Genomic DNA, 21,884 nt, shown 5'->3' with positions numbered 1-21,884 from the left:
AAAACTTGGATGGAAACCCAGACCAAGCGGTCACATTTAAGCACTTCATCGGCGAAATGCCTAAGGCAACAAATCTTCGAGACGGCCATGCAGCCGCTGCGGGAGGTTTTCCTGGATCTCGATCAGCGCTCGCTGAATCGCGCTCTGAAAGCCCTGCACACCCGCCGAGCCGTGGCTCTTGATGACAATGCCCTGCAAGCCGAGGAAGCTCGCACCATTGTGCCGCGCCGGCGCCAGGTCGGCCTGCAGGCGCTTGAGCAACGGCATGGCCATGGCCCCGGCGGCACGAGCCAGCACACCGCCCTTGAACAGCTTTTCGATGCGCGCACCGATCATGGTTGCCAGGCCTTCGCTGGACTTGAGCAGAATGTTGCCGACAAAGCCATCACACACCACCACGTCCGCCTCACCGCGATACAGGCCATCACCCTCGACGAAGCCCACATAGTTGAGGCCGCGCGCATTCTGCAGCAGCGTGGCGGCCAGCTTGACCTGCTGATTGCCCTTGATATCTTCGGTGCCGATGTTCAACAGCGCCACACGCGGGCGATGGATACCCAGCGCCTGCGCGGCCACCGAACCCATCACGGCGAACTGGTAGAGATTTTCCGCACTGCAGTCGACGTTGGCACCCAGGTCGAGCAGCTGGCAATACCCGGCCTGGGTCGGAATCGCCGCCACCATGGCTGGCCGGTCGATGCCCGGCAGGGTCTTGAGCACGAAGCGCGAAAGCGCCATCAACGCCCCGGTATTGCCGGCACTGACACAGGCCTGGGCCTTGCCGTCACGCACCAGTTCGAGGGCGATGCGCATCGACGAATCCGGCTTGCCACGCAACGCCTGGGAAGGCCGCTCGTCCATACCGATCACTTCACTGGCAGCGGCAATCTGCAGGCGCGCGCGATCCGCAGCCGCGAGGCCGCTGACAAGATCTTCCAGAAGGGAGGGTTGACCGACGAGGGTCAGGTGAAGCGAGGGTGTGGCCGAGAGGCAGGCAATACTAGCCTGGACAATGCTGCGGGGACCGAAGTCCCCGCCCATTGCGTCGATCGCGATGATCTGAGCGGACAAGGATTACTCGTCAGCGCCCTTGTCGATCACTTTGCGACCACGGTATACGCCTTCTGGCGATACGTGGTGGCGCAGGTGCATTTCGCCGGTGGTTTTTTCTACCGACAGCGCGTTTTCCGACAGAGCGTCGTGCGAACGACGCATGTCACGGGCAGAGCGGGATTTTTTGTTCTGCTGAACAGCCATAATTGATTAACTCCTAAACGTTTGGGTCACGCTTTAACTGCGCCAAAACACTGAACGGGTTGGACCGCGATACCTCGTCCTTGCTCGAATCGGGCTCGTCTGCGCCCGCCGGCTGCTGGCATTCTTCCGGATGATGAGCAGGCACGATGGGCAAGGCGAGCAGAAGCTCCTCCTCGATCAAGGCCTGCAGATCCAATGGATCTTCGCCCAGTTCCAGCACGTCATAGCCTTTCGGCAACGACTGGGTATTCGCACCCTCCTTCACCACAGCGTAAGTACATTCGCTATGGATCGGCAGGGTGACCAGCTCAAGACAACGCTGGCAAACCATTTTGACTTCGACATCCAGCTCGGTGTGGATAACCACAGCGTGCTGCTCGTCTCGTTCAAAATCGAACTTCGCCTGCACCGTACCGACATTGTCGGAAAGCGGGTCGCAGAGTCTTTCCAAATCAGCGAGTTGCAGCGAACCGTTAAGGGTTACGCCACGATCGGCTAATTTGCGCGGGTCAACGTGAGGTGGAATCGGGTCATTCAACATAGGCGCAGCATTCTAGGGATGCCCCCCGGCCCTGTCAAAGGAAATTAGGCGGCATCTCACATGTTAGAATTTGGTTCACTTGATCAGGAGTCTATCATGCTTCCTTTGTTACTGGCTTCCAGCTCTCCTTACCGGCGCGAACTGCTCGCGCGCCTGCGCCTGCCTTTCACCTCGGCAAGCCCCGACCTAGACGAGCGGCGACTGGCCGACGAGCCGGCGACCGAGCTGGTGCGGCGCCTGGCCAGGCAAAAGGCCGAGGCCTTGGCGAGCAGCCACCCGGGGCACCTGATCATCGGCTCCGACCAGGTGGCCGTGCTCGGTGAACAGATCCTCGGCAAGCCCCACAGTTTCGAGCGTGCCTGCGAGCAACTGCTGGAGGCCAGCGGGCAGCAGGTTACCTTCCTGACCGGGCTGGCGCTGCTCAACAGCGCCACAGGGCAGTGCCAGGTCGATTGCGTGCCATTCACGGTAACGATGCGGGAATTGAATCGAGAGCGCGTTGAACGCTACGTCAGCGCCGAACAGCCGCTCGATTGCGCAGGCAGCTTCAAGGCCGAGGGCCTGGGAGTGAGCTTGTTCAAAAGCACCCACGGCTGCGACGCCACCAGCCTGATCGGGCTTCCGCTGATTCGGCTGGTGGACATGCTGACGAAGGAAGGTGTTGAGATCCCCTGAGCTGAATCAGCGCAGAGCAGGCCCCTGGAACCCCATGTACAGTGCCAGCTTCTCAGCAACGCTGGCACCGATGCGCTTGGAGAAACGATCGAAGGGCGACTCCTGGACAGTGAAGTCGACCAACTCCTTCTCCCCGACGATCTCGCGCGCCACATAACTGGCGCTGCCCAGACCATCCACCAGCCCCAGCGCCTTGGCTTGCTCGCCCGACCACACCAGGCCACTGAACAGCTCCGGATGCTCCTTGTCTTTCAGGCGATCTCCGCGCCCCTGCTTGACCATGGCGATGAACTGTTGATGCGTGGTGTTCAACACACCCTGCCAGAACGCCCGCTCTTCCGGTTTCTCAGGCGAGAACGGATCGAGGAAGGCTTTGTGCTCACCGGCGGTATAGGTGCGTCGCTCAACGCCCAGCTTCTCCATCGAACCAACGAAGCCATAGCCCGCCGCCGTCACCCCAATGGAGCCCACCAGGCTGGCCTTGTCAGCGTAGATTTCGTCTGCGGCACTGGCGATGTAGTAGGCGCCTGACGCTCCCAGGTCTGCGATGACCGCATACAGCTTGATGTCCGGATACTCGCCGCGCAAACGACGGATCTCGTCATAGACGTAACCCGCCTGCACCGGACTGCCGCCCGGGCTGTTGATACGCATGACCACAGCCTTGGTCTTGGGATCCTTGAATGCCTCGCGCAGGCTCTTGACCAGATTATCGGCACTGGCCGCCTCCTGGTCGGCGATCACCCCGCGCACTTCCACCAGCGCCGTATGACTGGTACTGCGCGAAGCGGCCTTGTCCATATCGGTGAACGGCAGGAACAGCGCAAGAATGCCGAACAGGTAGACGAAGGTCAGCAGCTTGAAGAAGATCCCCCAGCGCCTGGCTCGACGCTGCTCCTGGACACCCGCCAGCAGGGTCTTTTCGAGCAGCTTCCAACTCTTGCGCTCGACACGAACATCCTCCTCGCGATCTTCACGAGCGAGGCGCTCCTCTTCCGTTTCGTTACTGGGCGCTTTCCACTCGTCTACCATGCTCACCTACCTTGGAATTGCGAGGAACCGGCCAGCCACTCGCGCAGCTGGGAAAAATGCTCGATGCACACCTGCGGACCGAACTCGGCCAGCGCCTGCAGCGACATGGCACCATAGCCCACGGCCACCGAATGCATGCCAGCATTGCTGGCCATTTGCAGGTCGAATGCCGAATCTCCGACCATCAGTGCCCGGCCGGGTTCGATGCCACAATGCCCAAGGATCTCTTCGAGCATCAGTGGGTGTGGCTTCCCACGGGTTTCATCCGCGGCGCGGGTAATGTCGAAGAACTGCTCCCAGCCATTGGCCTTGAGCACCCGGTCCAGGCCTCGGCGAGCCTTGCCGGTTGCCACCGCCAGACGGTAACCCTGGGCACGGAAGGCATCCAGCGACTCGACCACCCCTTCGAACAAAGGCGAAGGCTGCTGATCCAGGGCCGTATAAATGTCGGCGTAGTGCTGACGAAACCGCGCCACCTGCACGGCATCGAGATGAGGATAAAGGGTCGAGATGGCCTCATCCAGCGCCAGGCCGATGATACCCTTGACGGCATCCTCCTGGCTTGGCGCCTCGCCCGCCCGCTCGGCGGCGGCATTCATCGATTCGACGATACGGCCAATGGAATCGGCCAAGGTGCCATCCCAATCGAAAATCAGCAGTTCATAGTCACGGCGCACTGAGTCGCTCCACGGTTTTAGCCCAGACCTCATCCACCGGCGCTTCGAGCTTCAGCTCGCCGCCATCGGGCAGCGGCACGGTCAGGGCGTAAGCGTGCAGGAACAGGCGCTTGCCACCCAGCTCACGAATCTCGCGACTGAAGTCTTCATCACCGTACTTGCTGTCGCCGGCAATCATGTGGCCGGCATGCAGCGTATGCACGCGAATCTGGTGGGTACGCCCGGTGATCGGGCGCGCCTCGACGATGGTGGCGAACTCGCCGAAACGGCGCAGCACGCGGAACAGGGTCAGCGCTTCCTTGCCCTCCTCGTTCACCTCGACCATGCGCTCGCCCGAACGCAGGTTGCTCTTGAGCAGCGGTGCGTTGACTTGCTTTTTCGAGGTCGGCCAGTGGCCACGCACCAGCGCCATGTAGCGCTTGTCGACACCGTCACCGCGCAGCGCGGCATGCAGATGGCGCAGCATGCTGCGCTTCTTGGCGATCATCAGCAGGCCCGAGGTGTCGCGGTCCAGGCGGTGCACCAGCTCCAGTTCCTTGGCGTCCGGGCGCAACTGGCGCAGCGCCTCGATCACACCGAAACTCAGGCCGCTGCCACCATGCACGGCGATGCCGGAAGGCTTGTTCATCACGATCAGCGCCTTGTCTTCATAGACGATGGCGGCTTCCAGGCGCTGCAGCAGCCCCTGGGCCACCGGCGCCGGCTCGTCGCGTTCGGGCAGGCGCACTGGCGGCACGCGCACGATGTCGCCGGCCTGGATCTTGTACTCAGGTTTGACGCGGCCTTTGTTGACCCGCACCTCGCCTTTGCGCAGGATGCGATAGACCAGCGTCTTGGGCACACCCTTGAGCGCGGTGATGAGGAAATTGTCGATGCGTTGGCCGGCAAGCTCCGGCGCGACTTCGATCAGCTGAACGCCGGAAGTCGGAGGGGTATTGGTCGTCATTGCGGGATCATAACAATTTTTTATGGAATTGAAGCACTTAATCATTACTGCTATAGTCGCGAACGCCGCCATAAGCGGCAGGCCAGCGGCACCAGGCCCTTAGCCGGTCCCTGACCAACGCAATTCTCCAGGACGCGAGGCCGTCCTACGGGGTTTTCGCCAGTTTACCGAATTGCCTGGAATCGCCACCAGCGCTGTGTAGAGAAGACCGAAAAAAAACGACAAGTGCGGTGTTTCACCTGCTTACCCGCTTCTTTTCGCCGTACCTCTGCCCGCCCGTCGCTTCCACGCAACGCACGGCGAATGCTTCGGAAATACCTGCCTTGAACATGAATGGCGTCAGTTCTTGAACCGGAACTGGCGAAAAATGCAACCCGTTGCGGATTCAGCGCGCGGCAGCACCCGAATTATCAGGGATACGTGCAGGGTGGAGATGCACAGCCCTCGGTCCGTGTAGCAGATGCCCTCGAGCGTCCACGGCCGGCGGTTGATTCCTCCTCCTGACTGAGTGCACGAGGCCCGCTTGGTTGATTCGGATTCCAATTCGAAACCACCGGGGCCTGGTTGGCACCGCAGCAAACAGGACGCGTCGTCGCGACAACGGCAGGCTGGGCAACCGGCTGGTGCCGAACGTTCTTCGACACGGGGGTGGCCCTGCCACCCTTTGCGCACCTTGGCACCGACCATGAGAAGTCGTGTGTGCCGAACGCCGTTTCCGGCAGCCCGGAAACCGACGGTACAACATGAAAAGAATGCTGATTAACGCAACTCAGCCCGAAGAGTTGCGTGTAGCCCTGGTGGACGGCCAACGTCTGTACGACCTGGACATCGAGTCCGGCGCACGTGAGCAGAAAAAGGCCAACATCTACAAAGGCAAGATCACCCGGATCGAGCCAAGCCTCGAAGCCGCCTTCGTCGACTTCGGCTCTGAACGTCACGGCTTCCTGCCGCTGAAAGAAATCTCCCGCGAATACTTCAAGAAAGCCCCTGAAGGCCGGGTCAACATCAAGGAAGTCCTGAGCGAAGGCCAGGAAGTCATCGTTCAGGTCGAGAAGGAAGAGCGCGGCAACAAAGGCGCCGCCCTGACTACCTTCATCAGCCTGGCTGGCCGCTACCTGGTGCTGATGCCGAACAACCCACGCGCTGGCGGCATCTCCCGCCGTATCGAAGGCGAAGAGCGCAACGAACTGCGCGAAGCCCTCAACGGCCTGACCGTGCCGGGCGACATGGGCCTGATCGTGCGCACCGCCGGCCTTGGCCGCAGCAGCGAAGAAATGCAGTGGGACCTCGACTACCTCTTGCAGCTGTGGACCGCCATCAAGGAAGCATCCCTGGACCGCGCCGCGCCGTTCCTGATCTACCAGGAAAGCAACGTCATCATCCGCGCCATCCGCGACTACCTGCGCCAGGACATCGGCGAAGTGCTGATCGACAGCATCGACGCCCAGGAAGAAGCCCTGACCTTCATCCGCCAGGTGATGCCGCAGTACGCCAGCAAGGTCAAGCTGTACGAAGACAGCGTGCCGCTGTTCAACCGCTTCCAGATCGAAAGCCAGATCGAGACCGCCTTCCAGCGCGTCGTCGACCTGCCGTCCGGCGGCTCGATCGTGATCGACCCGACCGAGGCCCTGGTCTCCATCGACATCAACTCGGCGCGCGCCACCAAGGGCAGCGACATCGAGGAAACCGCACTGCAGACCAACCTGGAAGCGGCCGAAGAAATCGCCCGCCAGCTGCGCCTGCGTGACATCGGCGGCCTGATCGTCATCGACTTCATCGACATGACCCCGGCGAAGAACCAGCGCGCCGTCGAAGAACGCGTGCGTGAGTGCCTGGAGGCCGACCGTGCCCGCGTCCAGGTTGGCCGCATCTCGCGCTTCGGCCTGCTGGAGATGTCCCGCCAGCGCCTGCGCCCGTCGCTTGGCGAGAGCAGCGGCATCGTCTGCCCACGTTGCTCGGGCACCGGCATCATCCGCGACGTCGAGTCGCTGTCGCTGGCCATCCTGCGCCTGATCGAAGAAGAAGCGCTGAAGGACCGTACTGCCGAGGTTCGCGCCCAAGTGCCGATCCCGGTTGCCGCGTTCCTGCTCAACGAGAAGCGCAACTCGATCACCAAGATCGAACTGCGTACCCGTGCGCGCATCATCATCCTGCCGAACGATCACCTGGAAACCCCGCATTTCGAAGTCCAGCGCCTGCGCGACGACAACCCGGAAGTGCTGAACAACCAGTCCAGCTACGAGATCGCCGCCAGCGAAACCGAAGAAGCGCCGCAGCCGACCGCTACCCGCACCCTGGTTCGCCAGGAAGCCGCCGTCAAGACCGCCCCGGCCCGCGCCAACGCCCCAGTGCCGAGCGCAGCCGAAGCGCAGCAGCCTGCCGCCCCTGCAGCGCCTGCGCCAAGCGTGCCGGAGCCAAGCCTGTTCAAGGGCCTGGTGAAGTCGCTGGTCAGCCTGTTCGCCGGCAAGGAAGAACCGGCTGCCGCACCCGTGGTGGCCGCCGAGAAGCCAGCTGCCGAGCGCACCCAGCGCAACGAAGAGCGCCGTAACGGTCGCCAGCAGAGCCGCAACCGTAACGGTCGCCGCGACGAAGAGCGCAAGCCGCGCGAAGAACGTGCCGAGCGTGCTCCACGTGAAGAGCGTGCGCCTCGCGAAGAACGTGCACCGCGTGAAGAGCGCGCACCTCGTGAAGAACGTGCACCACGCGAAGAGCGTGCTCCACGCCAGCCACGTGAAGACCGTCGCGGCAACCGCGAAGAGCGCGTGCGCGAATTGCGCGAGCCTCTGGACGCTGCACCTGCTGCCCGTGAAGAACGCGCACCTCGTGAAGAGCGTGCCCCACGCGAAGAGCGTGCTCCTCGTGAAGAACGCGCACCACGTGAAGAACGTGCACCACGTGAAGAACGTGCACCTCGCGAAGAACGTGCTCCACGCGAAGAACGTGCACCTCGCGAAGAACGCCAACCACGCCCACCGCGTGAAGAGCGCCAACCTCGTGACAGCGAAGAGGCCACCCAGAAGGCTGCCGAGCTGGCTGAAGAGCAACTGCCAAACGAAGAGCTGCTGCAGGACGAGCAGGAAGGTTCCGATGACGAGCGTCCACGTCGCCGCTCCCGTGGCCAGCGTCGCCGCAGCAATCGTCGTGAACGCCAGCGCAACGCCAATGGCGAGCTGATCGACGGCAGCGAAGAAGAAGGCAGCGACGAGCAGCCGCAACAGCACCAGGCCACCGCGCTGGGTGCAGAACTGGCTGCGGGCCTTGCCGTCACCGCGGCAGTTGCCAGCAGCAACATCAGTGCTGGCGCCGAAGCCGAAGCCAACCAGCAGGCCGAACGCGCCAGCGCCGAAGCAGCCGTTACCGACAACAGCGAAGCCGCTCAGCCGGCCGAGCAGGTTGAAACGCCAGCCCAGGCCGAAGCAGTCGCCATCGCACCGGTAGTCGAGCAGCCGGTCAGCGAACCTGTCGCCGTGATCGAAGCCAGCGCCGAGCCTGTGGTAGAAGTAGCGCCGCAGCCAGTTGCCGAAGAGGCCCCCGCAGCTGAGCCGGTCGTGGTCGCCGAAGCGCCTGCTCAAGCCCCGGTCGAAGCGCCTGCCGTCGAAGCTGGCGAAGCCGAGCCTGCACCGGTCGTCGTCGAACAGGCGCCGGTTGCCGAGCAGCCTGCCGCTGTCGTCGTCGAAGCCCAGCCGGAAGTGGTTGCAGAGGCCGCACCAGCTGCTGTCGAAGCTGCGCCTGAGGTTGTCGAACCTGCCCCAGCGCCAGCACCGGCCGTGGTCGAAGCCGCTACCGTCGTGCTGCCAAACGGTCGCGCGCCTAACGACCCACGTGAAGTGCGTCGCCGCAAGCGTGAAGCCGAAGCTGCTGCCAAAGCCGCGCAGGAAGCTGCCGCTGCTGCTGGCGAGCCAGCGCTGGAAACCGCCGATGAGCAAAAGCCTCATCACGGTTGATAGCCACGGCTGAATGAAAAAGCCCCGCCAGTGCGAACTGGCGGGGCTTTTTCTTTGTCCGGCTCAGGAAATTCAGCGCCTATGAGACCGAGCGCCGCCCGCGCGGCGCTCGATTTCGGTGACACCCCAGATGCTACGCCAAGCACCCCGCATCAATACAAGTTCGGCTCCATCTCCAGCTCAACCCCGAACTTCTCCAGTACGTCCGCCTGAACGCGCTGCGCCAGGCCATGCAACTGCGCCCCGCTCGCCCGACCATAATTGACCAGCACCAGCGACTGCAGACGGTGCACACCGGCATCGCCATCGCGATACCCCTTCCACCCGGCCTGCTCGATCAACCAACCCGCCGCCAGCTTCTCCTGGCCATGCGCCTGGGGATACGCCACCACGCCTGGATAATGCACACGAATGCGCGCCACAAGCTCGGCAGGCACCACCGGGTTCTTGAAGAAGCTGCCCGCATTGCCCAACTCAGCCGGGTCCGGCAGCTTCTCACGGCGAATGCTGCAGATGGCATCGCTGATCGCCTGCGCGCTCGGCTGCTGCACACCTTGCTCGGCCAAGCGCTGACGCACCGGGCCGTAGTCCAGGTGAGCCTGCAGGCTATGACTCAAGGCAAAACGAACACGCAGAATGATCCAACGCCCCGGATTGCGCTTGAATGCACTGTCGCGGTAACCGAACGCGCATTCCTCCAGGCTGAAATCGCGCAGCTCACCGGTCTGCCGGTCAAGCGCCGTCAGCCCGGCGAACACGTCCTTGATCTCGACCCCATATGCGCCAACGTTCTGCATCGGTGCCGCGCCCACGGTGCCAGGGATCAGGCTGAGGTTCTCCAGGCCGCAAAATCCTTGTTGCAGCGACCATTGCACGAACGGATGCCAAGGCTCCCCCGCCTCGGCCTCGACCACCACCCGCCCCGCTTCATCGCTCAGTAGGCGACGGCCACGGCTGGCGATGTGCAGCACCAGCGCGTCTACGTCACGGGTCAGCAGGAGGTTGCTGCCCCCCCCAATCACCAGCACGGGCAGCGCTAGCTCACGCGCTTGCGCAAGCGCATCGCGCACCTCGTCGTCGCTATGCGCCTCGGTGAAGTAGCGCGCTGTCACATCGATGCCAAAGGTATTGTAAGGCTTGAGCGATACCTGCTGCTGCATGGGTATCAAGCCTCCAGCAAGCGCCGTACGCGCTCCAGGTCTTCGGGCGTATCGACACCCACGGCCGGTGCCTCGATGGCGTCCTCGACATGGATGCGCACGCCATGCCACAGCGCGCGCAATTGCTCCAAGGCCTCGGTCTGCTCCAGCCAGCACGGGCCCCAGCTGACGAAATCCTGGAGGAAACCGACGCGGTAGGCGTACATGCCGATATGACGACGATAAGGCACGCCCTCCGGCAGTTGACCGCGATCCTTGGCAAACCCATCGCGCGCCCACGGCAGCGGTGCACGGCTGAAAGTCAAGGCCAGGCCGTTCTTGTCGCTGACCACTTTAACGGCATTGGGGTTGAACACGGTTTCCGGGTCATGGATCGGCTCGGCCAGCGTGGCGATGCCGGCCTCGGGGTGGGCGGCCAGGTTGGCGGCGACCTGATCGATGATCACCGGCGGGATCAGCGGCTCGTCCCCCTGGACGTTGACCACGATCTCATCGGCAGCCAAGCCAAGCTGCGCGGCCACTTCGGCCAGGCGGTCGGTGCCCGACTCATGGTCGGCGCGGGTCATCAGCACTTCGCCGCCGAAGGCCTGGCAGGCCTCGAAGATACTGGTGTCGTCGGTGGCGATGACCACGCGACTGGCACCACTCTTGCGCGCCTGCTCCCAGACATGCTGCACCATCGGCTTGCCGGCGATCAGCAACAAGGGTTTGCCCGGCAGGCGCGTGGAACGCAGCCGGGCGGGAATCACCACGGTGAAGTTCAGGCTCATTTGTCCAGACGCTCGTCGTCGGTCAGGGTACGCGCCTCGCTTTCCAGCATCACCGGGATGCCGTCGCGGATCGGGTAGGCCAGGCCTGCGCCCTTGCTGATCAGCTCGGTCTTGTCAGCGCTGAGCTTGAGCGGGCCCTTGGTGATCGGGCAGGCGAGGATATCGAGCAGTTTGGTGTCCATGGAAGCATCCTTGAGGCCAGGTGGCCGGAAATTGAGTACGGGGTCAGGGCGTACGATGCCCTGGCAGCAAGCGGTGCAGCTGACCATCGAACCAGTCGCAGAAGGCCGGCGTGGGCTGCGCCTCGACGGCCAGGTACCACCAGTCGTCGGCAGCGAAGGGCCGGCATTTCACCGCATCCTTCTCGGTCATCACCAGCGGCAGCGGCGGGCTGAACGCCAGGCTTTGCGCGCTGAACTGCGCGTGGTCGGCGAAGGGGTGCGGTACCGGCTGCCAGTTTAGCCCCAGCAGGGTATTGAAGAAACGTTGCGGGTTGCCGATGCCGGCCACCGCGTGCAGACGCTGGCCGGCGGGAAAGAGGTCAAGGCTGCGGCGCTCACCGCTACGCAGGTTGACCAGGGCGCTGGGCTGCAGGCTGAAAGCGAAGCCGTCTGCACAATCGCCGCTGGCTCCGTTGAACAGCACGGCATCGGCCGCCTGCAAGCGCTCGGCTGGCTCGCGCAAGGGCCCGGCGGGCAGGCAGCGGCCATTGCCCAGGCCACGGGCGGCGTCGATCAGCATCAGCTCCAGGTCGCGCGCCAGACGGTAGTGCTGCATGCCGTCGTCGCACAGGATCAGGTCCAGCGGCTCGCTGGCCAGCAACGCCTGCACGGCGCGCGAGCGGTCAGGGTCGATCATCAGCGCCACCCCGGTGCGCTGAACGATCAATAACGGTTCATCGCCGGCCTGTTCGGCACTCTGATGCGCCGCCACCCGCCAGGGCAGTTGCGGTGGCTTGGCGCCATACCCCCGGCTGACTACACCGACCTTGAGCCCCTGGCGTCGGCAATGCTCGATCAGCCAGAGAATCATAGGCGTCTTGCCGGTACCACCAACCGTGATGTTGCCCACCACGATGACTGGCACCGGGGCGCGGTAACTGGCGCTCTCGCCACTGAGAAAACGTGCGCGCTTGCGCGTGACCACACGGCGATACAAGGCCTCGAGCGGACGCAATACGGCCAAGGCCGGATGCCCGGCGTACCAGGCGGCTAGCAGACGGTCGGCCAGCGCCATCAAGGTGTCCCCTGGGCAGCCTCGACGGTGGTCATGCGCAGCTGGCTGAAACCGAGCTTGCCGGCGGCATCCATCGCAGTGATCACGGCCTGGTGCGGGGTCTTGCCATCGGCGCTGATCGCCAGCGGCAGCGTGTTGTCACCGCCGGACTCGCGTTCGATCGCCTCGCTCAGGGTGGCCAGGTCGCTCTTGGGCAGCAGGTGGTTGTTCACCGAATACACACCGTCGGCACTGATGGTGACTTCCACCAGCTTGTCCTGGTCCGCTGGCGGCTGCTCGGCGCTGGTGGCCTCGGGCAGCTCGACGCGCAGCTGAGTCTCGCGGGTGAAGGTGGTGGTGACCACGAAGAACAGCAGCAGGACGAACACCACATCGATCAGCGACGCGAGGTTGATGTCGACGTTCTCCCGCTGGCGATTGCGCCGGAACTTCACGCCTTGCCTCCGGCCACTTCGACTTCGCGGTCGCCCTGGATCACTTCCACCAGCTTGATCGCTTCCTGCTCCATGCCCACCACCAGTTCATCGATGCGGCGCAGCAGGAAGCGGTGGAAGAACACCGCCGGGATACCGACCATCAGGCCGGCGGCCGTGGTGACCAGGGCCTTGGAGATGCCACCGGCCAGAACGGCGGCGTTGGCGGTCATCTGCGAGCCCATGAAGGCACTGAAGATATCGATCATGCCCAGCACGGTGCCGAGCAGGCCGAGCAGCGGGGCCATGGCGGCGATGGTGCCGAGGGTGCTGATGTAGCGTTCGAGCTCATGGATGACCCGCGAGGCGGCTTCCTCGATGCACTCTTTCATGATCTCGCGACCATGGCGCGAATTGGCAAGGCCGGCGGCAAGGATCTCGCCCAGCGGCGAATCGGCGCGCAAGGCCTTGAGCTTGTCACTGGTGAGCTGCTTGTCCTTGATCCACATCCATACCTGGCCCAGCAGGTGCGGCGGGGTGACGCGGCTGGCGCGCAGGGTCCACAGGCGCTCGACGACGATAGCCATGGCAGCGATGGAACTCAGAATGATCGGCAGCATCATCCAACCACCGGACTTGACCAATTCCCACACAGTAAACGCCCCTTTGGAAAAAGGCCGCCACTCTACCATACGCGCGCCGGGGCCTCATCTGCCGAAGGTCAGGGAATTGCCTGGCTACGCCAGAAGCGCCGCTGCGCCCGCAGCCCGTGGACCTCGCCGTGGCTGCCCAGCACCAGGCGCAACGCCCCGTGCACTGCCGTGTCGTGGATCGCCAGGCCATGGCGCCGGTAGCGCTCGATGACCTGCGCATGGGGATGGCCGAAGCCATTGTTGCGCCCCCGCGAAATCAACACCCCACGTGGCGCCGCACCCCGAATGAAGGCCTCGGTCGACGACGTGCGACTGCCATGGTGTGGCGCCTGCAACCAGTCGACGGCGGGGGTATCGTTTGCCGCCAGCCAGGCCTGCTCGGCGCCCGCCTCCAGGTCGCCGGCCAGCAGCAGCCGCTCGCCATTGGCCTCGACCAGCAATACACAGGAGCGATCATTACTGCTCTGCCCTTGCGCCCAGTGCCAAAGCGCGAAGCGCACGCCCTCCCACTCCCAGCTTTCGCCACTGGAGCAAGGCCGGGCCGCAAGATCTGCGGCCAAGTCCTGAGCCTCGCCGGCGAACACCTGGCCGACCGGCACCCCGCGAAAAACCGCAAGCGCCCCGCCTGCGTGGTCGGCATGGCCATGACTGATCAGCATCACGTCCAACTCACGCACGCCCAGCCTGCGCAGCGTCGGCAGGACCACCCGTTCGCCCAGGTCGCTATCGCCCCGCGCCGGGCCGGCGTCGTACAGCAGGCTGTGACCGGGCGTGCGCAGCAACACTGCCAGGCCCTGGCCTACGTCCAGCTGCCAGACTTCGACCTGCCCCGGCATGACCGGCTCACGGGGCACCCACAAGGCCAGCAGCATGACCCCACCCAGCGCCCGCAGCGGCAAACCGGCCGGCAACAACACCAGCAGCGCGCCGAGGCAGACCAGCAGCCAGGCCCACCCCGGCAGCGCGGGCGGCACCCACGCAGGCCGCCAGTCGGCCACCCAGGCCAGCACCCGAAACAGGACATCCAACGAGCCGCCCGCCAGCCATAACAAGGCCTCGCCCACGCCAGGCAGCGGCAACAGCAAGGTGCCGAGCAAAGCCAGCGGCAATACCGCCAGGCTGACCCACGGTACGGCCAACAGGTTAGCCACCGGCGCACTCAGGCTGACGGGCAAACCGGTGGCCAGCAGCACCGGCAGCAAGCCGATGGCGATCACCCACTGGGCGCGGCTCCACGCCTGCCAAGGTCGCCATCTGCCGAGCCGGGCGCTGAAGCAGAACACCAGGATCGCCACTGCCGCGAACGACAGCCAGAAGCCTGGCAGCAACGGTGCCAGGGGGTCGACGATCAACACCCCGTTGATAGCCATCAGCAACGGCACGAATGCCCCCAGATGACGAAAGCGCAGCCGCCAGAGCATCACCACTGCCAACATCAGGCAGGCGCGCTGCACGGGCACGCCGGCACCGGCCAGCCAGCCGTATGCCAATGCCGCCGTCAGCGCCAGGCCGCACGCCCATGGCAGCCAGGGCCACCTTGCAGGCCACAGCCCCCACCGCGCCATGCCTGCGACCAGGGCATAGAAGAGGCCGGCGACCAGGCCGATGTGCTGCCCCGAGATCACCAGCAGGTGTACCGTGCCGGTCGCCTGCAGCACTCGCCAGTCGTCCCGCGCCAGCCCGGCGCCATCACCGAGCACCAAGGCCACCAGAGCGCCCGCCTGGCCGTTGGCATCGACAGCCAGCAGACGCTGGCGCAGCGTATCCCGCCAACCCCGGCTGCTGGCCTGCAGCACATGGCCTGCCTTGACCGTGCCGGTCGCGCCGACCCGCCGCGCCAGCAGCTGCGCCTCACGGTCCGGGCCATGCGGGTTGAGCAACCCCGCGGGGCGCTGCAGGCTGACCGCCAGCCGCCAACGTTCACCGGTTCGCACCGGCGGCCCCTCGAACCAGTTCAACAACAGACGTTGCGGCAACTCGGCGCGGCGTGACTGGGGATGCTCGAGCTCGAAACGCACGCCCTGCCCGGTGCCGGTCGGCAACCCGACCACCCTGCCCTGCAACCACAGGGTGCGGCCATCCAGGTCGGGTGCCAGGCGATCATCCACGGCCTGTTGCGCCGACCAGCAAGCCCAGCACAATCCAAGCACGAAACAGCCCGCCGGCCACAGCCGGGTGCACAGGCAAGCCAGCCCGCCGACAAGCAGCAGCAACAGCCATCCGACCGATGGCACCTGGGGAAGAAGGCCCAGGCACAACAGCCCGAGCGCGAGCGCAAACATCCCTGTGCGCATGAGGTAGAGCTCCAGAAGCACAATCGCCTAATCAGGCATAGCTGAAAAGCCGGGCACGCTCGCTCAACAATTGTCACAAACTCTGAACAAGACCGAGATGGAATCAAGGCATACTGCCCCGATCAACGCTCCGGGAGCCTACATGCCGCGCCGCCTTTTCAAACGCTTCATGCCGGACCCGACCAGCATTCGGGAACACAAGTCGCTGCGCTTTTTCGGCAAGCTGCTGCACGACCCGAACCTTTGGCACCTCAACCGCCATTCGGTGGCTCGGGCCATGGGCGTGGGCCTGTTCGCGGCGCTGATCCCCATTCCCATGCAGATGCTGCTGGCGGCAGCACTGGCGATCCCAGTGCGCGGCAACCTGCCGATCGCCGTCAGCCTGGTCTGGCTGACCAACCCGCTGACCATGCCGCCGGTGTTCTTCGTCACCTACATGACCGGCGCCTGGCTGTTGCAGACACCGGCTCGCACGCTACCCGAAAACCTGACGTTCGAATGGATCACCGACCAGTTGTCGACCCTGTGGCAACCATTTTTGCTGGGCTCGGTGGTGTGCGGGGTGGTGCTGGGCATCGCCGCCTACTTCACCACCCTGCTGTACTGGCGCTGGTGGATTGGCCGGCAGTGGCGCCGGCGCAAGCTCAAATGCTCAGTCAACTGCTCAGGCACGCATGCCGCGGCCGCTGACCAGCAGGCGAACGCACAGCGTGTAGAGCACGGCGGTAGCGACCAGCATGAAGGTGATCGCCGTGCCAATGCTGATGTCCGACACCCCTAGAATGCCGTAGCGGAACGAGTTGACCATGTGCAGCACCGGGTTGGCCAGCGACACGGTCTGCCAGAACGGCGGCAGCAGGTTGATCGAGTAGAACACCCCGCCCAGGTAGGTCAGTGGCGTCAGCACGAAGGTCGGGATGATCGAGATATCGTCGAAGTTGCGCGCGAACACGGCATTGACGAAGCCCAACAGCGAAAAGATGGTCGCGGTCAGCAGCACCACGACAACTGTCACGCCCAGGTGATGGACCTGCAAGTGAGTAAAGAACAGCGACAGCAGGGTCACGATCACGCCCACCGCCAGGCCGCGCAGCACGCCACCCAGCACATAACCGACGAGGATGATGTGCGGCGATACCGGCGACACCATCAGCTCCTCGATCGAACGCTGGAACTTGCTGCCGAAGAAACTCGACACCACGTTGCCGTAGGAGTTGGTGATCACCGACATCATGATCAGGCCGGGGACGATGTACTCCATGTAGGTGAAGCCACCCATGTCGCCAATCTGCCGGCCGATCAGGTTACCGAAGATGACGAAGTACAGGACCATGGTGATCGCCGGTGGCAGCAGGGTCTGCGGCCAGATGCGCAAGAAGCGCCGCACTTCGCGGTAGACGATGGTATTCAGGGCGACCCAGTTGGTGCGCAGCTCCACACTCATACGGCCACCTTCGACAGGTTTTTTTCCACCAGGGACACGAACAGCTCCTCGAGACGGTTGGTCTTGTTGCGCAGGCTCTGCACCTCGATGCTCTGCAGGGCCAACTGGCCGAACAACGCGGTGATGCCGATATCCTTGTCCACCTGCACTTCCAGGGTGTGCGGGGTGATCAGCCGGCACGGGTAGCCCTGCAATATTGGCGCTGCAGGCAGGTCCTGCTTGAGGTCCAGGACGAAAGTCTCGACATGCAGCTTGCCCAGCAGCTTGCGCATGCTGGTGTTCTCGACGATGGTGCCGTGGTCGATGATGCCGATGTTGCGGCACAGCTGCTCGGCTTCTTCCAGGTAGTGCGTGGTCAGGATGATGGTGATGCCCTTCTGGTTCAGCTCGGTGAGAAAGCTCCACATCGAGCGACGCAGTTCGATGTCCACCCCGGCGGTCGGCTCATCGAGGATCAACAGACGCGGCTCGTGGATCAACGCCCGGGCGATCATCAGCCGGCGCTTCATGCCGCCGGACAACGAGCGCGACTGCACGTCGCGCTTGTCCCACAACCCCAGTTGGGTCAGGTACTGCTCGGCGCGCTCCTTGGCAAGCTTGGGCGGGATGCCGTAATAGCCGGCCTGGGTCACGACGATATCGAAGGTTTTCTCGAACTGGTTGAAGTTGAATTCCTGCGGCACCACGCCCAGGCAGCGCTTGAGCGCCGAGGGTTGGCGGTCGAGGTCATGGCCGAAAACGTTCACCGTGCCGCTGGTCTTGTTGACCAGGGTCGAGAGAATGCCGATGGTGGTGGATTTGCCGGCGCCGTTGGGGCCGAGCAAGGCGAAGAAGTCGCCTTCGGCAACATCGAGGTCGATGCCTTTGAGGGCCTGAAAGCCGTTGCCGTAGGTCTTGGTCAACTGTCGAATGGACAGGGCAGAACTCATAGCGGGTCACTTACCGAAGAAAAAGGTGCAGGACACGCCAGGGCAAGGTCACTGGCGCAGTGAGTGCGGCCAATGGTGCAAGGCCCGGCCGCACAAGTACAGTCATGTGTATTGATAGTGGCTATTAACGAGGGTTCGGAAATAGCCGAAGGATCCGTCAGGTCAGCGCAGTCATCACCGCCGCCTGATAGGCCGGGCGCGCCTTGAGCCGCTCGTACCAGGCTTCAAGGTGATACATGGCCGGGCGTTCGATGGGCATCTCGAACCAGGCATAGACGAAGCTACCCAATGGGATGTCGCCCATGCCGATCCGGTCACCGGAAAGGTAAGGTTGCTGCCCCAGGGCTTCATCGGCAATCGCCAGCAACTGCGCGCACTGCTTGTGCGCAGCGTTGATCGCAACCCAGTCGCGCTGGTCTTCCGGGGTGCGCAGCAAGCCCCAGAACAAGGGGCGGAACGGGGTGGCGAAGGACGAGGTGGTCCAGTCCATCCACTTGTCGGCCAAGGCCCGTTGGCGTGGGTCGTCGAGGTACCAGCCCTGCTCCTGGCCGTATTCGGCACAGAGGTAGCGGACGATGGCATTGGATTCCCACAGGGTCAGGTCGCCATCCTCGAGCATTGGCACCAGCCCATTGGGATTGCGCGCTCGGTAGTGCGGCTCGTTGACCACGCCGAAGGCGCCACCGGCGTCGATGGACTCGAAATCAAGGCCCAGTTCCTGGGCGATCCACAGCGCCTTGCGCACATTGCTCGAATTCTTGCGGCCCCAGATCTTCAGCATGGCAACGTCCTTATGAATGCACAGGTTGGACAGTCTACTCCACCGGCACAGGCAAACAACGGGCTGAAACTCCTGCCGCCACACCCTGTCACTGTTCTGATAATGCCGTTCGACGGGTTGCGTCTAAGCTCTGTGGGACGGCTCAAGCCCCTGGTTCCAAGGAGGACCGATTATGTTGCTGTTGTGGTTGGTGGTGCTGGTGATTGGCGCGGCGTACCTCACGCACCGGCGCCTGGCGCCCTTGCAGATACTGGGCATCCTGGCGGCCTACGTGCTGCTGATGGGGATTTTCAGCAGCGCGCCCGGCTGGCTGCTGGCCCTGATCTGGATCGTGCTCGGGCTGAAAATCGCCTTGGTGGCGCTGCCCGAGTGGCGGCGCAAGGTCTTCACCGGCCGAGTGTTCAGCTGGTTCCAGCGCACGCTGCCGCCGATGTCGCAGACCGAGCGTGAAGCGATCGACGCCGGCACCGTGTGGTGGGACGGCGAGCTGTTCAGCGGCCGCCCAGACTGGCGCACCCTGCTCGACTATCCAGCGCCCAAGCTCACCGACGAAGAGCAAGCCTTCATCGACGGCCCCACCGAAGAACTCTGCGCCATGGTCAGCGACTGGCAGATCGGCCAGGACCTGGACCTGCCGCCCGAGGCCTGGGCGCATATCAAGTCCCATGGCTTCTTCGCCCTGATCATCCCGCAGGAATATGGCGGCAAAGGTTTTTCTGCCTACGCCCACTCCCAGGTGGCGATGAAGCTGGCAACGCGCAGCGGCGACCTGGCCTCCACGGTGATGGTGCCCAACTCGCTTGGCCCGGCCGAACTGCTGCTGCACTACGGCACCGACGAGCAACGCAACCACTACCTGCCGCGCCTGGCCCGCGGCGATGACATCCCCTGCTTCGCCCTCACCGGCCCACTGGCCGGCTCCGACGCTGGAGCGATGCCCGACACCGGGGTCATCTGCAAAGGCCAGTGGAACGGCGAAGAAGTCATCGGCCTGCGCCTGAACTGGGAGAAGCGTTACATCACCCTGGGCCCGGTCGCCACCCTGCTTGGTCTGGCGTTCAAGGCCTACGATCCGGACCACCTGCTGGGCGACGAGGAAGAATTGGGCATCAGCCTGGCACTGATCCCTACCGACACTGCCGGCGTGGAAATCGGCAAGCGCCACCTGCCCCTGGGCGCGGCGTTCATGAACGGCCCCAACAGCGGCAAGGACGTGTTCGTGCCGCTGGACTTCCTCATCGGCGGCCAGGCCATGCTCGGCAAGGGCTGGATGATGCTGATGAACTGCCTGTCGGTGGGCCGCTCCATTTCTCTGCCCGCCGTCGGCACCGGCGCGGCCAAGTACACCAGCCTGGTTACCGGTCAGTACGCCAACATTCGCGAGCAGTTCAACGTGCCGCTGGCCGCCTTCGAGGGCATCCAGGAATCGCTGGCACGCATTGGCGGCAATGCCTGGCTGATGGACAGCGCCCGCCTGCTGACCGCCAAGGCCGTGGACCTTGGGGAAAAACCTTCGGTGCTGTCGGCGATCCTCAAGTACCACCTTACCGAGCGCGGCCGTGAGTGCATTCAGCATGCCATGGACGTGCATGGCGGCAAGGGCATCATCATGGGCCCGAACAACTACCTGGGGCGCAACTGGCAAGGGGCGCCGATCTTCATTACCGTCGAAGGCGCCAACATCCTCTCGCGCAACCTGATGATCTTCGGCCAGGGTGCGATCCGCTGCCATCCATTCGTGCTCAGGGAAATGGCCCTGGCCGGACGCGAGGACCATGATCAGGCGCTGCAGGAGTTCGATGATCTGCTGATGAAGCACATCATGTTTGCCGCCGGCAACGCGGCCAGCACGCTGGTATACGGCCTGGGGCTCGGCCATCTGGAGAAAGTGCCCGGGGACGCCCTGAGCCAGGGCTACTTCCGCGCCCTCAACCGTCAGGCGGCGGCCTTTGCCCTGCTGGCAGACCTGTCGATGATGCTGCTCGGTGGCGCCCTGAAGCGCCGCGAGCGGCTGAGCGCGCGCCTGGGGGATGTGCTGAGCTACCTGTACCTGTCCTCAGCCGCGCTCAAGCGCTATCACGACCTGGGCTCGCCGGAGCACATGCGGCCGCTGCTGCGCTGGGCCATGGAAGAAAGCCTGGGCCAGGCGGAAAACGCCCTGGACCGCCTGCTCGACAACTTCCCCAATCGCTTCATCGGCTGTGCCCTTCGGGTGCTGGTCTTCCCATTTGGCCGCCGCCACACCGGGCCAAGCGATGAACTGGATGCCGAGGTAGCTGAACTGATCGGCCGCAGCAAGGGCGACCCGGCGCTAGAGGAGTTGCTTGCTGGCTGCTACCGGCCGCAGGCCGAAGGCGACCCAGTGGCTGCCTTGCAACGGGCGAGCGACCTGTTGGACGAAGCGGTGCCGCTGCGCAAGGCGCTGCATCAGGCTATCAAGGAGGGCAAGGTGCAGCCGGCGCCTGGCCAGCCGGCAATCGATGCAGCGGTCGAGGGCGGCGTGTTGCAGCCCGGTGAAGGCCAACGCCTGCATGAGGCGGAAACGGCACGGCGCGAAGTGATCGACGTGGATGCCTTCGACAAGGAGCAGTTATTGGCGGAACCGGGCAAGGTTCGCTGACACTGGGGGCCGCTTTGCGGCCCCTTCCCCAACCCGCGTATACTCCGCGCCCGTTTCAACGTTACCGAGGACCGCCCCATGGCCAACCCCCACCTGGAATACCACCTGCAACTGCTGAACCACCTGCGTACCATCCTGGTGGCGTTGGGTGAAGCCGAGCAGGTACCGGAGGAAAGCCACGCTCTGTTCCTCGAACGCTTCGACGAGCTGCTGACCCTGCTGCCACAAGACCCACTGGAAAGTCAGTACCTGGGCCAGGACCTGATCTGCCAGGTCATTCAGCGCTATCCACAGATCGCCCACCTGGTGCCGCGCGACCTGCTGTGGTTCTTCGCCGGTGACTGCCTGCACTTCATGCCCGATGAAGAGCTGGATATGTACCAGCAGCTGGAAGAGCGCCGCTTTGAGGCTGAGCAGAATGACGAGCCGTTTGACTGGAATCAGGAGAAACAACTGCTGAGCATGTCGGGGGGCGGCAGCAAGCATTGAATTGCGAAGGCGCCAGTGTTCCC

Annotated in this window: 21 protein-coding genes; 5 read left to right on the top strand and 16 right to left on the bottom strand. The window is 64.0% G+C overall.

Going from position 1 to position 21,884, the window contains the following annotated elements; translation table 11 throughout:
* Positions 1-60: 60 nt before the first annotated feature.
* The 3 genes from plsX to ACIPZF_RS11505 are packed head-to-tail and all read right to left on the bottom strand — an operon-like array spanning position 61 to position 1,798.
* Positions 61-1,071, bottom strand: a complete 1,011-nt coding sequence (gene plsX / locus ACIPZF_RS11515) for a phosphate acyltransferase PlsX (RefSeq protein ID WP_400798992.1) — start codon at positions 1,069-1,071, stop codon at positions 61-63.
* A gap of 3 nt (positions 1,072-1,074) precedes the next feature.
* A complete protein-coding gene (gene rpmF / locus ACIPZF_RS11510; protein WP_346613720.1) occupies positions 1,075-1,257 on the bottom strand; it encodes a 50S ribosomal protein L32 in 183 nt (60 codons plus the stop codon).
* A gap of 13 nt (positions 1,258-1,270) precedes the next feature.
* On the bottom strand, positions 1,271-1,798 hold the full coding sequence (locus ACIPZF_RS11505) for a YceD family protein (RefSeq protein WP_400798989.1): 528 nt from the start codon (positions 1,796-1,798) through the stop codon (positions 1,271-1,273).
* Between the two features lie 96 nt (positions 1,799-1,894).
* Between ACIPZF_RS11505 and ACIPZF_RS11500 the strand changes: the two genes are divergently transcribed.
* Positions 1,895-2,473 carry a Maf family protein gene (locus ACIPZF_RS11500; RefSeq protein WP_400798986.1) on the top strand — a complete coding sequence of 193 codons (579 nt, stop codon included), beginning with the start codon at positions 1,895-1,897 and terminating at the stop codon, positions 2,471-2,473.
* Positions 2,474-2,479: 6 nt separating this feature from the next.
* Here the strand turns inward: ACIPZF_RS11500 and ACIPZF_RS11495 are convergent, their stop codons facing one another.
* From ACIPZF_RS11495 to rluC, 3 genes are read right to left on the bottom strand one after another with little or no spacing between them, the layout of a single operon-like run.
* Positions 2,480-3,505: a S49 family peptidase gene (locus ACIPZF_RS11495; protein ID WP_400798983.1), complete on the bottom strand. Its 1,026-nt coding sequence runs from the start codon at positions 3,503-3,505 to the stop codon at positions 2,480-2,482.
* A 2-nt stretch (positions 3,506-3,507) separates the two neighbouring features.
* The gene (locus ACIPZF_RS11490; RefSeq protein WP_400798981.1) at positions 3,508-4,182 is read right to left on the bottom strand and encodes an HAD family hydrolase; all 675 of its coding nucleotides are present in this window, start codon (positions 4,180-4,182) and stop codon (positions 3,508-3,510) included.
* Complete coding sequence (gene rluC / locus ACIPZF_RS11485; protein WP_400798978.1) at positions 4,172-5,128, bottom strand: 23S rRNA pseudouridine(955/2504/2580) synthase RluC; 957 nt, start codon at positions 5,126-5,128, stop codon at positions 4,172-4,174. Before rluC ends, ACIPZF_RS11490 begins: the two co-directional genes overlap by 11 nt.
* 743 nt (positions 5,129-5,871) lie before the next feature.
* On the opposite strand from rluC, the gene rne reads away from it, so the two are divergent.
* Positions 5,872-9,072, top strand: a complete 3,201-nt coding sequence (rne, locus tag ACIPZF_RS11480) for a ribonuclease E (protein WP_400798975.1) — start codon at positions 5,872-5,874, stop codon at positions 9,070-9,072.
* Between the two features lie 152 nt (positions 9,073-9,224).
* Here rne and murB read toward each other — a convergent pair whose 3' ends face one another.
* The 7 genes from murB to ACIPZF_RS11445 form a co-directional block, all read right to left on the bottom strand.
* Positions 9,225-10,232, bottom strand: coding sequence for a UDP-N-acetylmuramate dehydrogenase (gene murB, locus ACIPZF_RS11475; protein ID WP_400798973.1), 1,008 nt, complete (start codon positions 10,230-10,232; stop codon positions 9,225-9,227).
* A 5-nt stretch (positions 10,233-10,237) separates the two neighbouring features.
* Positions 10,238-11,002, bottom strand: a complete 765-nt coding sequence (gene kdsB / locus ACIPZF_RS11470; protein WP_400798970.1) for a 3-deoxy-manno-octulosonate cytidylyltransferase — start codon at positions 11,000-11,002, stop codon at positions 10,238-10,240.
* The gene (locus ACIPZF_RS11465; RefSeq protein WP_003247142.1) at positions 10,999-11,184 is read right to left on the bottom strand and encodes a Trm112 family protein; all 186 of its coding nucleotides are present in this window, start codon (positions 11,182-11,184) and stop codon (positions 10,999-11,001) included. Before ACIPZF_RS11465 ends, kdsB begins: the two co-directional genes overlap by 4 nt.
* A gap of 43 nt (positions 11,185-11,227) precedes the next feature.
* A complete protein-coding gene (gene lpxK, locus ACIPZF_RS11460) occupies positions 11,228-12,238 on the bottom strand; it encodes a tetraacyldisaccharide 4'-kinase (protein WP_400798968.1) in 1,011 nt (336 codons plus the stop codon).
* Positions 12,238-12,672 (bottom strand): ExbD/TolR family protein, encoded by a 435-nt coding sequence (locus ACIPZF_RS11455; RefSeq protein ID WP_400798965.1) that lies wholly within the window; start codon positions 12,670-12,672, stop codon positions 12,238-12,240. The genes lpxK and ACIPZF_RS11455 overlap by 1 nt, the downstream gene beginning before the upstream one ends.
* Positions 12,669-13,304, bottom strand: a complete 636-nt coding sequence (locus ACIPZF_RS11450) for a MotA/TolQ/ExbB proton channel family protein (protein ID WP_016391244.1) — start codon at positions 13,302-13,304, stop codon at positions 12,669-12,671. The genes ACIPZF_RS11455 and ACIPZF_RS11450 overlap by 4 nt, the downstream gene beginning before the upstream one ends.
* 68 nt (positions 13,305-13,372) lie before the next feature.
* Positions 13,373-15,598 (bottom strand): DNA internalization-related competence protein ComEC/Rec2, encoded by a 2,226-nt coding sequence (locus ACIPZF_RS11445; RefSeq protein ID WP_400798962.1) that lies wholly within the window; start codon positions 15,596-15,598, stop codon positions 13,373-13,375.
* 142 nt (positions 15,599-15,740) lie between these two features.
* On the opposite strand from ACIPZF_RS11445, the gene ACIPZF_RS11440 reads away from it, so the two are divergent.
* Complete coding sequence (locus ACIPZF_RS11440; RefSeq protein WP_400798959.1) at positions 15,741-16,379, top strand: DUF2062 domain-containing protein; 639 nt, start codon at positions 15,741-15,743, stop codon at positions 16,377-16,379.
* Here the strand turns inward: ACIPZF_RS11440 and ACIPZF_RS11435 are convergent.
* The 3 genes from ACIPZF_RS11435 to ACIPZF_RS11425 all read right to left on the bottom strand — a co-directional run bounded on the left by ACIPZF_RS11435 (position 16,263) and on the right by ACIPZF_RS11425 (position 18,752).
* Entirely contained in the window at positions 16,263-17,042 is a 780-nt protein-coding gene (locus tag ACIPZF_RS11435) for an ABC transporter permease (RefSeq protein WP_400798956.1), read from the bottom strand. The two genes, ACIPZF_RS11440 and ACIPZF_RS11435, sit on opposite strands and share 117 nt — an antisense overlap.
* Entirely contained in the window at positions 17,039-17,971 is a 933-nt protein-coding gene (locus ACIPZF_RS11430; protein WP_400798953.1) for an ABC transporter ATP-binding protein, read from the bottom strand. The genes ACIPZF_RS11435 and ACIPZF_RS11430 overlap by 4 nt, the downstream gene beginning before the upstream one ends.
* A gap of 157 nt (positions 17,972-18,128) precedes the next feature.
* Complete coding sequence (locus ACIPZF_RS11425; RefSeq protein WP_400798951.1) at positions 18,129-18,752, bottom strand: glutathione S-transferase; 624 nt, start codon at positions 18,750-18,752, stop codon at positions 18,129-18,131.
* Between the two features lie 172 nt (positions 18,753-18,924).
* Here ACIPZF_RS11425 and ACIPZF_RS11420 point away from each other — a divergent pair, with 172 nt between their 5' ends.
* Together ACIPZF_RS11420 and ACIPZF_RS11415 are read left to right on the top strand one after the other, a co-directional pair.
* Complete coding sequence (locus ACIPZF_RS11420) at positions 18,925-21,372, top strand: acyl-CoA dehydrogenase (protein ID WP_400798949.1); 2,448 nt, start codon at positions 18,925-18,927, stop codon at positions 21,370-21,372.
* Between the two features lie 78 nt (positions 21,373-21,450).
* Entirely contained in the window at positions 21,451-21,861 is a 411-nt protein-coding gene (locus ACIPZF_RS11415; RefSeq protein WP_400798946.1) for a PA2817 family protein, read from the top strand.
* The last annotated feature ends 23 nt before the right edge of the window (positions 21,862-21,884 follow it).

The organism is Pseudomonas sp. NPDC089752 (genome assembly GCF_044748725.1).
In the GTDB taxonomy this organism is placed as follows: domain Bacteria; phylum Pseudomonadota; class Gammaproteobacteria; order Pseudomonadales; family Pseudomonadaceae; genus Aquipseudomonas.
Note: the sequence above shows the minus strand (reverse complement) of the source record. Positions and strands in the feature narration are given on the sequence as shown.

Coding starts and splice junctions, on each gene's coding strand:
- ACIPZF_RS11425 (WP_400798951.1), bottom strand. CDS start 18,752: ATGCTGAAGATCTGGGGCCGCAAGAATTCGAGCAATGTGCGCAAGGCG.
- ACIPZF_RS11415 (WP_400798946.1), top strand. CDS start 21,451: ATGGCCAACCCCCACCTGGAATACCACCTGCAACTGCTGAACCACCTG.
- ACIPZF_RS11430 (WP_400798953.1), bottom strand. CDS start 17,971: ATGAGTTCTGCCCTGTCCATTCGACAGTTGACCAAGACCTACGGCAAC.
- ACIPZF_RS11495 (WP_400798983.1), bottom strand. CDS start 3,505: ATGGTAGACGAGTGGAAAGCGCCCAGTAACGAAACGGAAGAGGAGCGC.
- rne (WP_400798975.1), top strand. CDS start 5,872: ATGAAAAGAATGCTGATTAACGCAACTCAGCCCGAAGAGTTGCGTGTA.
- lpxK (WP_400798968.1), bottom strand. CDS start 12,238: ATGGCGCTGGCCGACCGTCTGCTAGCCGCCTGGTACGCCGGGCATCCG.
- ACIPZF_RS11440 (WP_400798959.1), top strand. CDS start 15,741: ATGCCGCGCCGCCTTTTCAAACGCTTCATGCCGGACCCGACCAGCATT.
- ACIPZF_RS11435 (WP_400798956.1), bottom strand. CDS start 17,042: ATGAGTGTGGAGCTGCGCACCAACTGGGTCGCCCTGAATACCATCGTC.
- kdsB (WP_400798970.1), bottom strand. CDS start 11,002: ATGAGCCTGAACTTCACCGTGGTGATTCCCGCCCGGCTGCGTTCCACG.
- ACIPZF_RS11505 (WP_400798989.1), bottom strand. CDS start 1,798: ATGTTGAATGACCCGATTCCACCTCACGTTGACCCGCGCAAATTAGCC.
- rluC (WP_400798978.1), bottom strand. CDS start 5,128: ATGACGACCAATACCCCTCCGACTTCCGGCGTTCAGCTGATCGAAGTC.
- rpmF (WP_346613720.1), bottom strand. CDS start 1,257: ATGGCTGTTCAGCAGAACAAAAAATCCCGCTCTGCCCGTGACATGCGT.
- murB (WP_400798973.1), bottom strand. CDS start 10,232: ATGCAGCAGCAGGTATCGCTCAAGCCTTACAATACCTTTGGCATCGAT.
- ACIPZF_RS11465 (WP_003247142.1), bottom strand. CDS start 11,184: ATGGACACCAAACTGCTCGATATCCTCGCCTGCCCGATCACCAAGGGC.
- ACIPZF_RS11420 (WP_400798949.1), top strand. CDS start 18,925: ATGTTGCTGTTGTGGTTGGTGGTGCTGGTGATTGGCGCGGCGTACCTC.
- ACIPZF_RS11445 (WP_400798962.1), bottom strand. CDS start 15,598: ATGCGCACAGGGATGTTTGCGCTCGCGCTCGGGCTGTTGTGCCTGGGC.
- ACIPZF_RS11500 (WP_400798986.1), top strand. CDS start 1,895: ATGCTTCCTTTGTTACTGGCTTCCAGCTCTCCTTACCGGCGCGAACTG.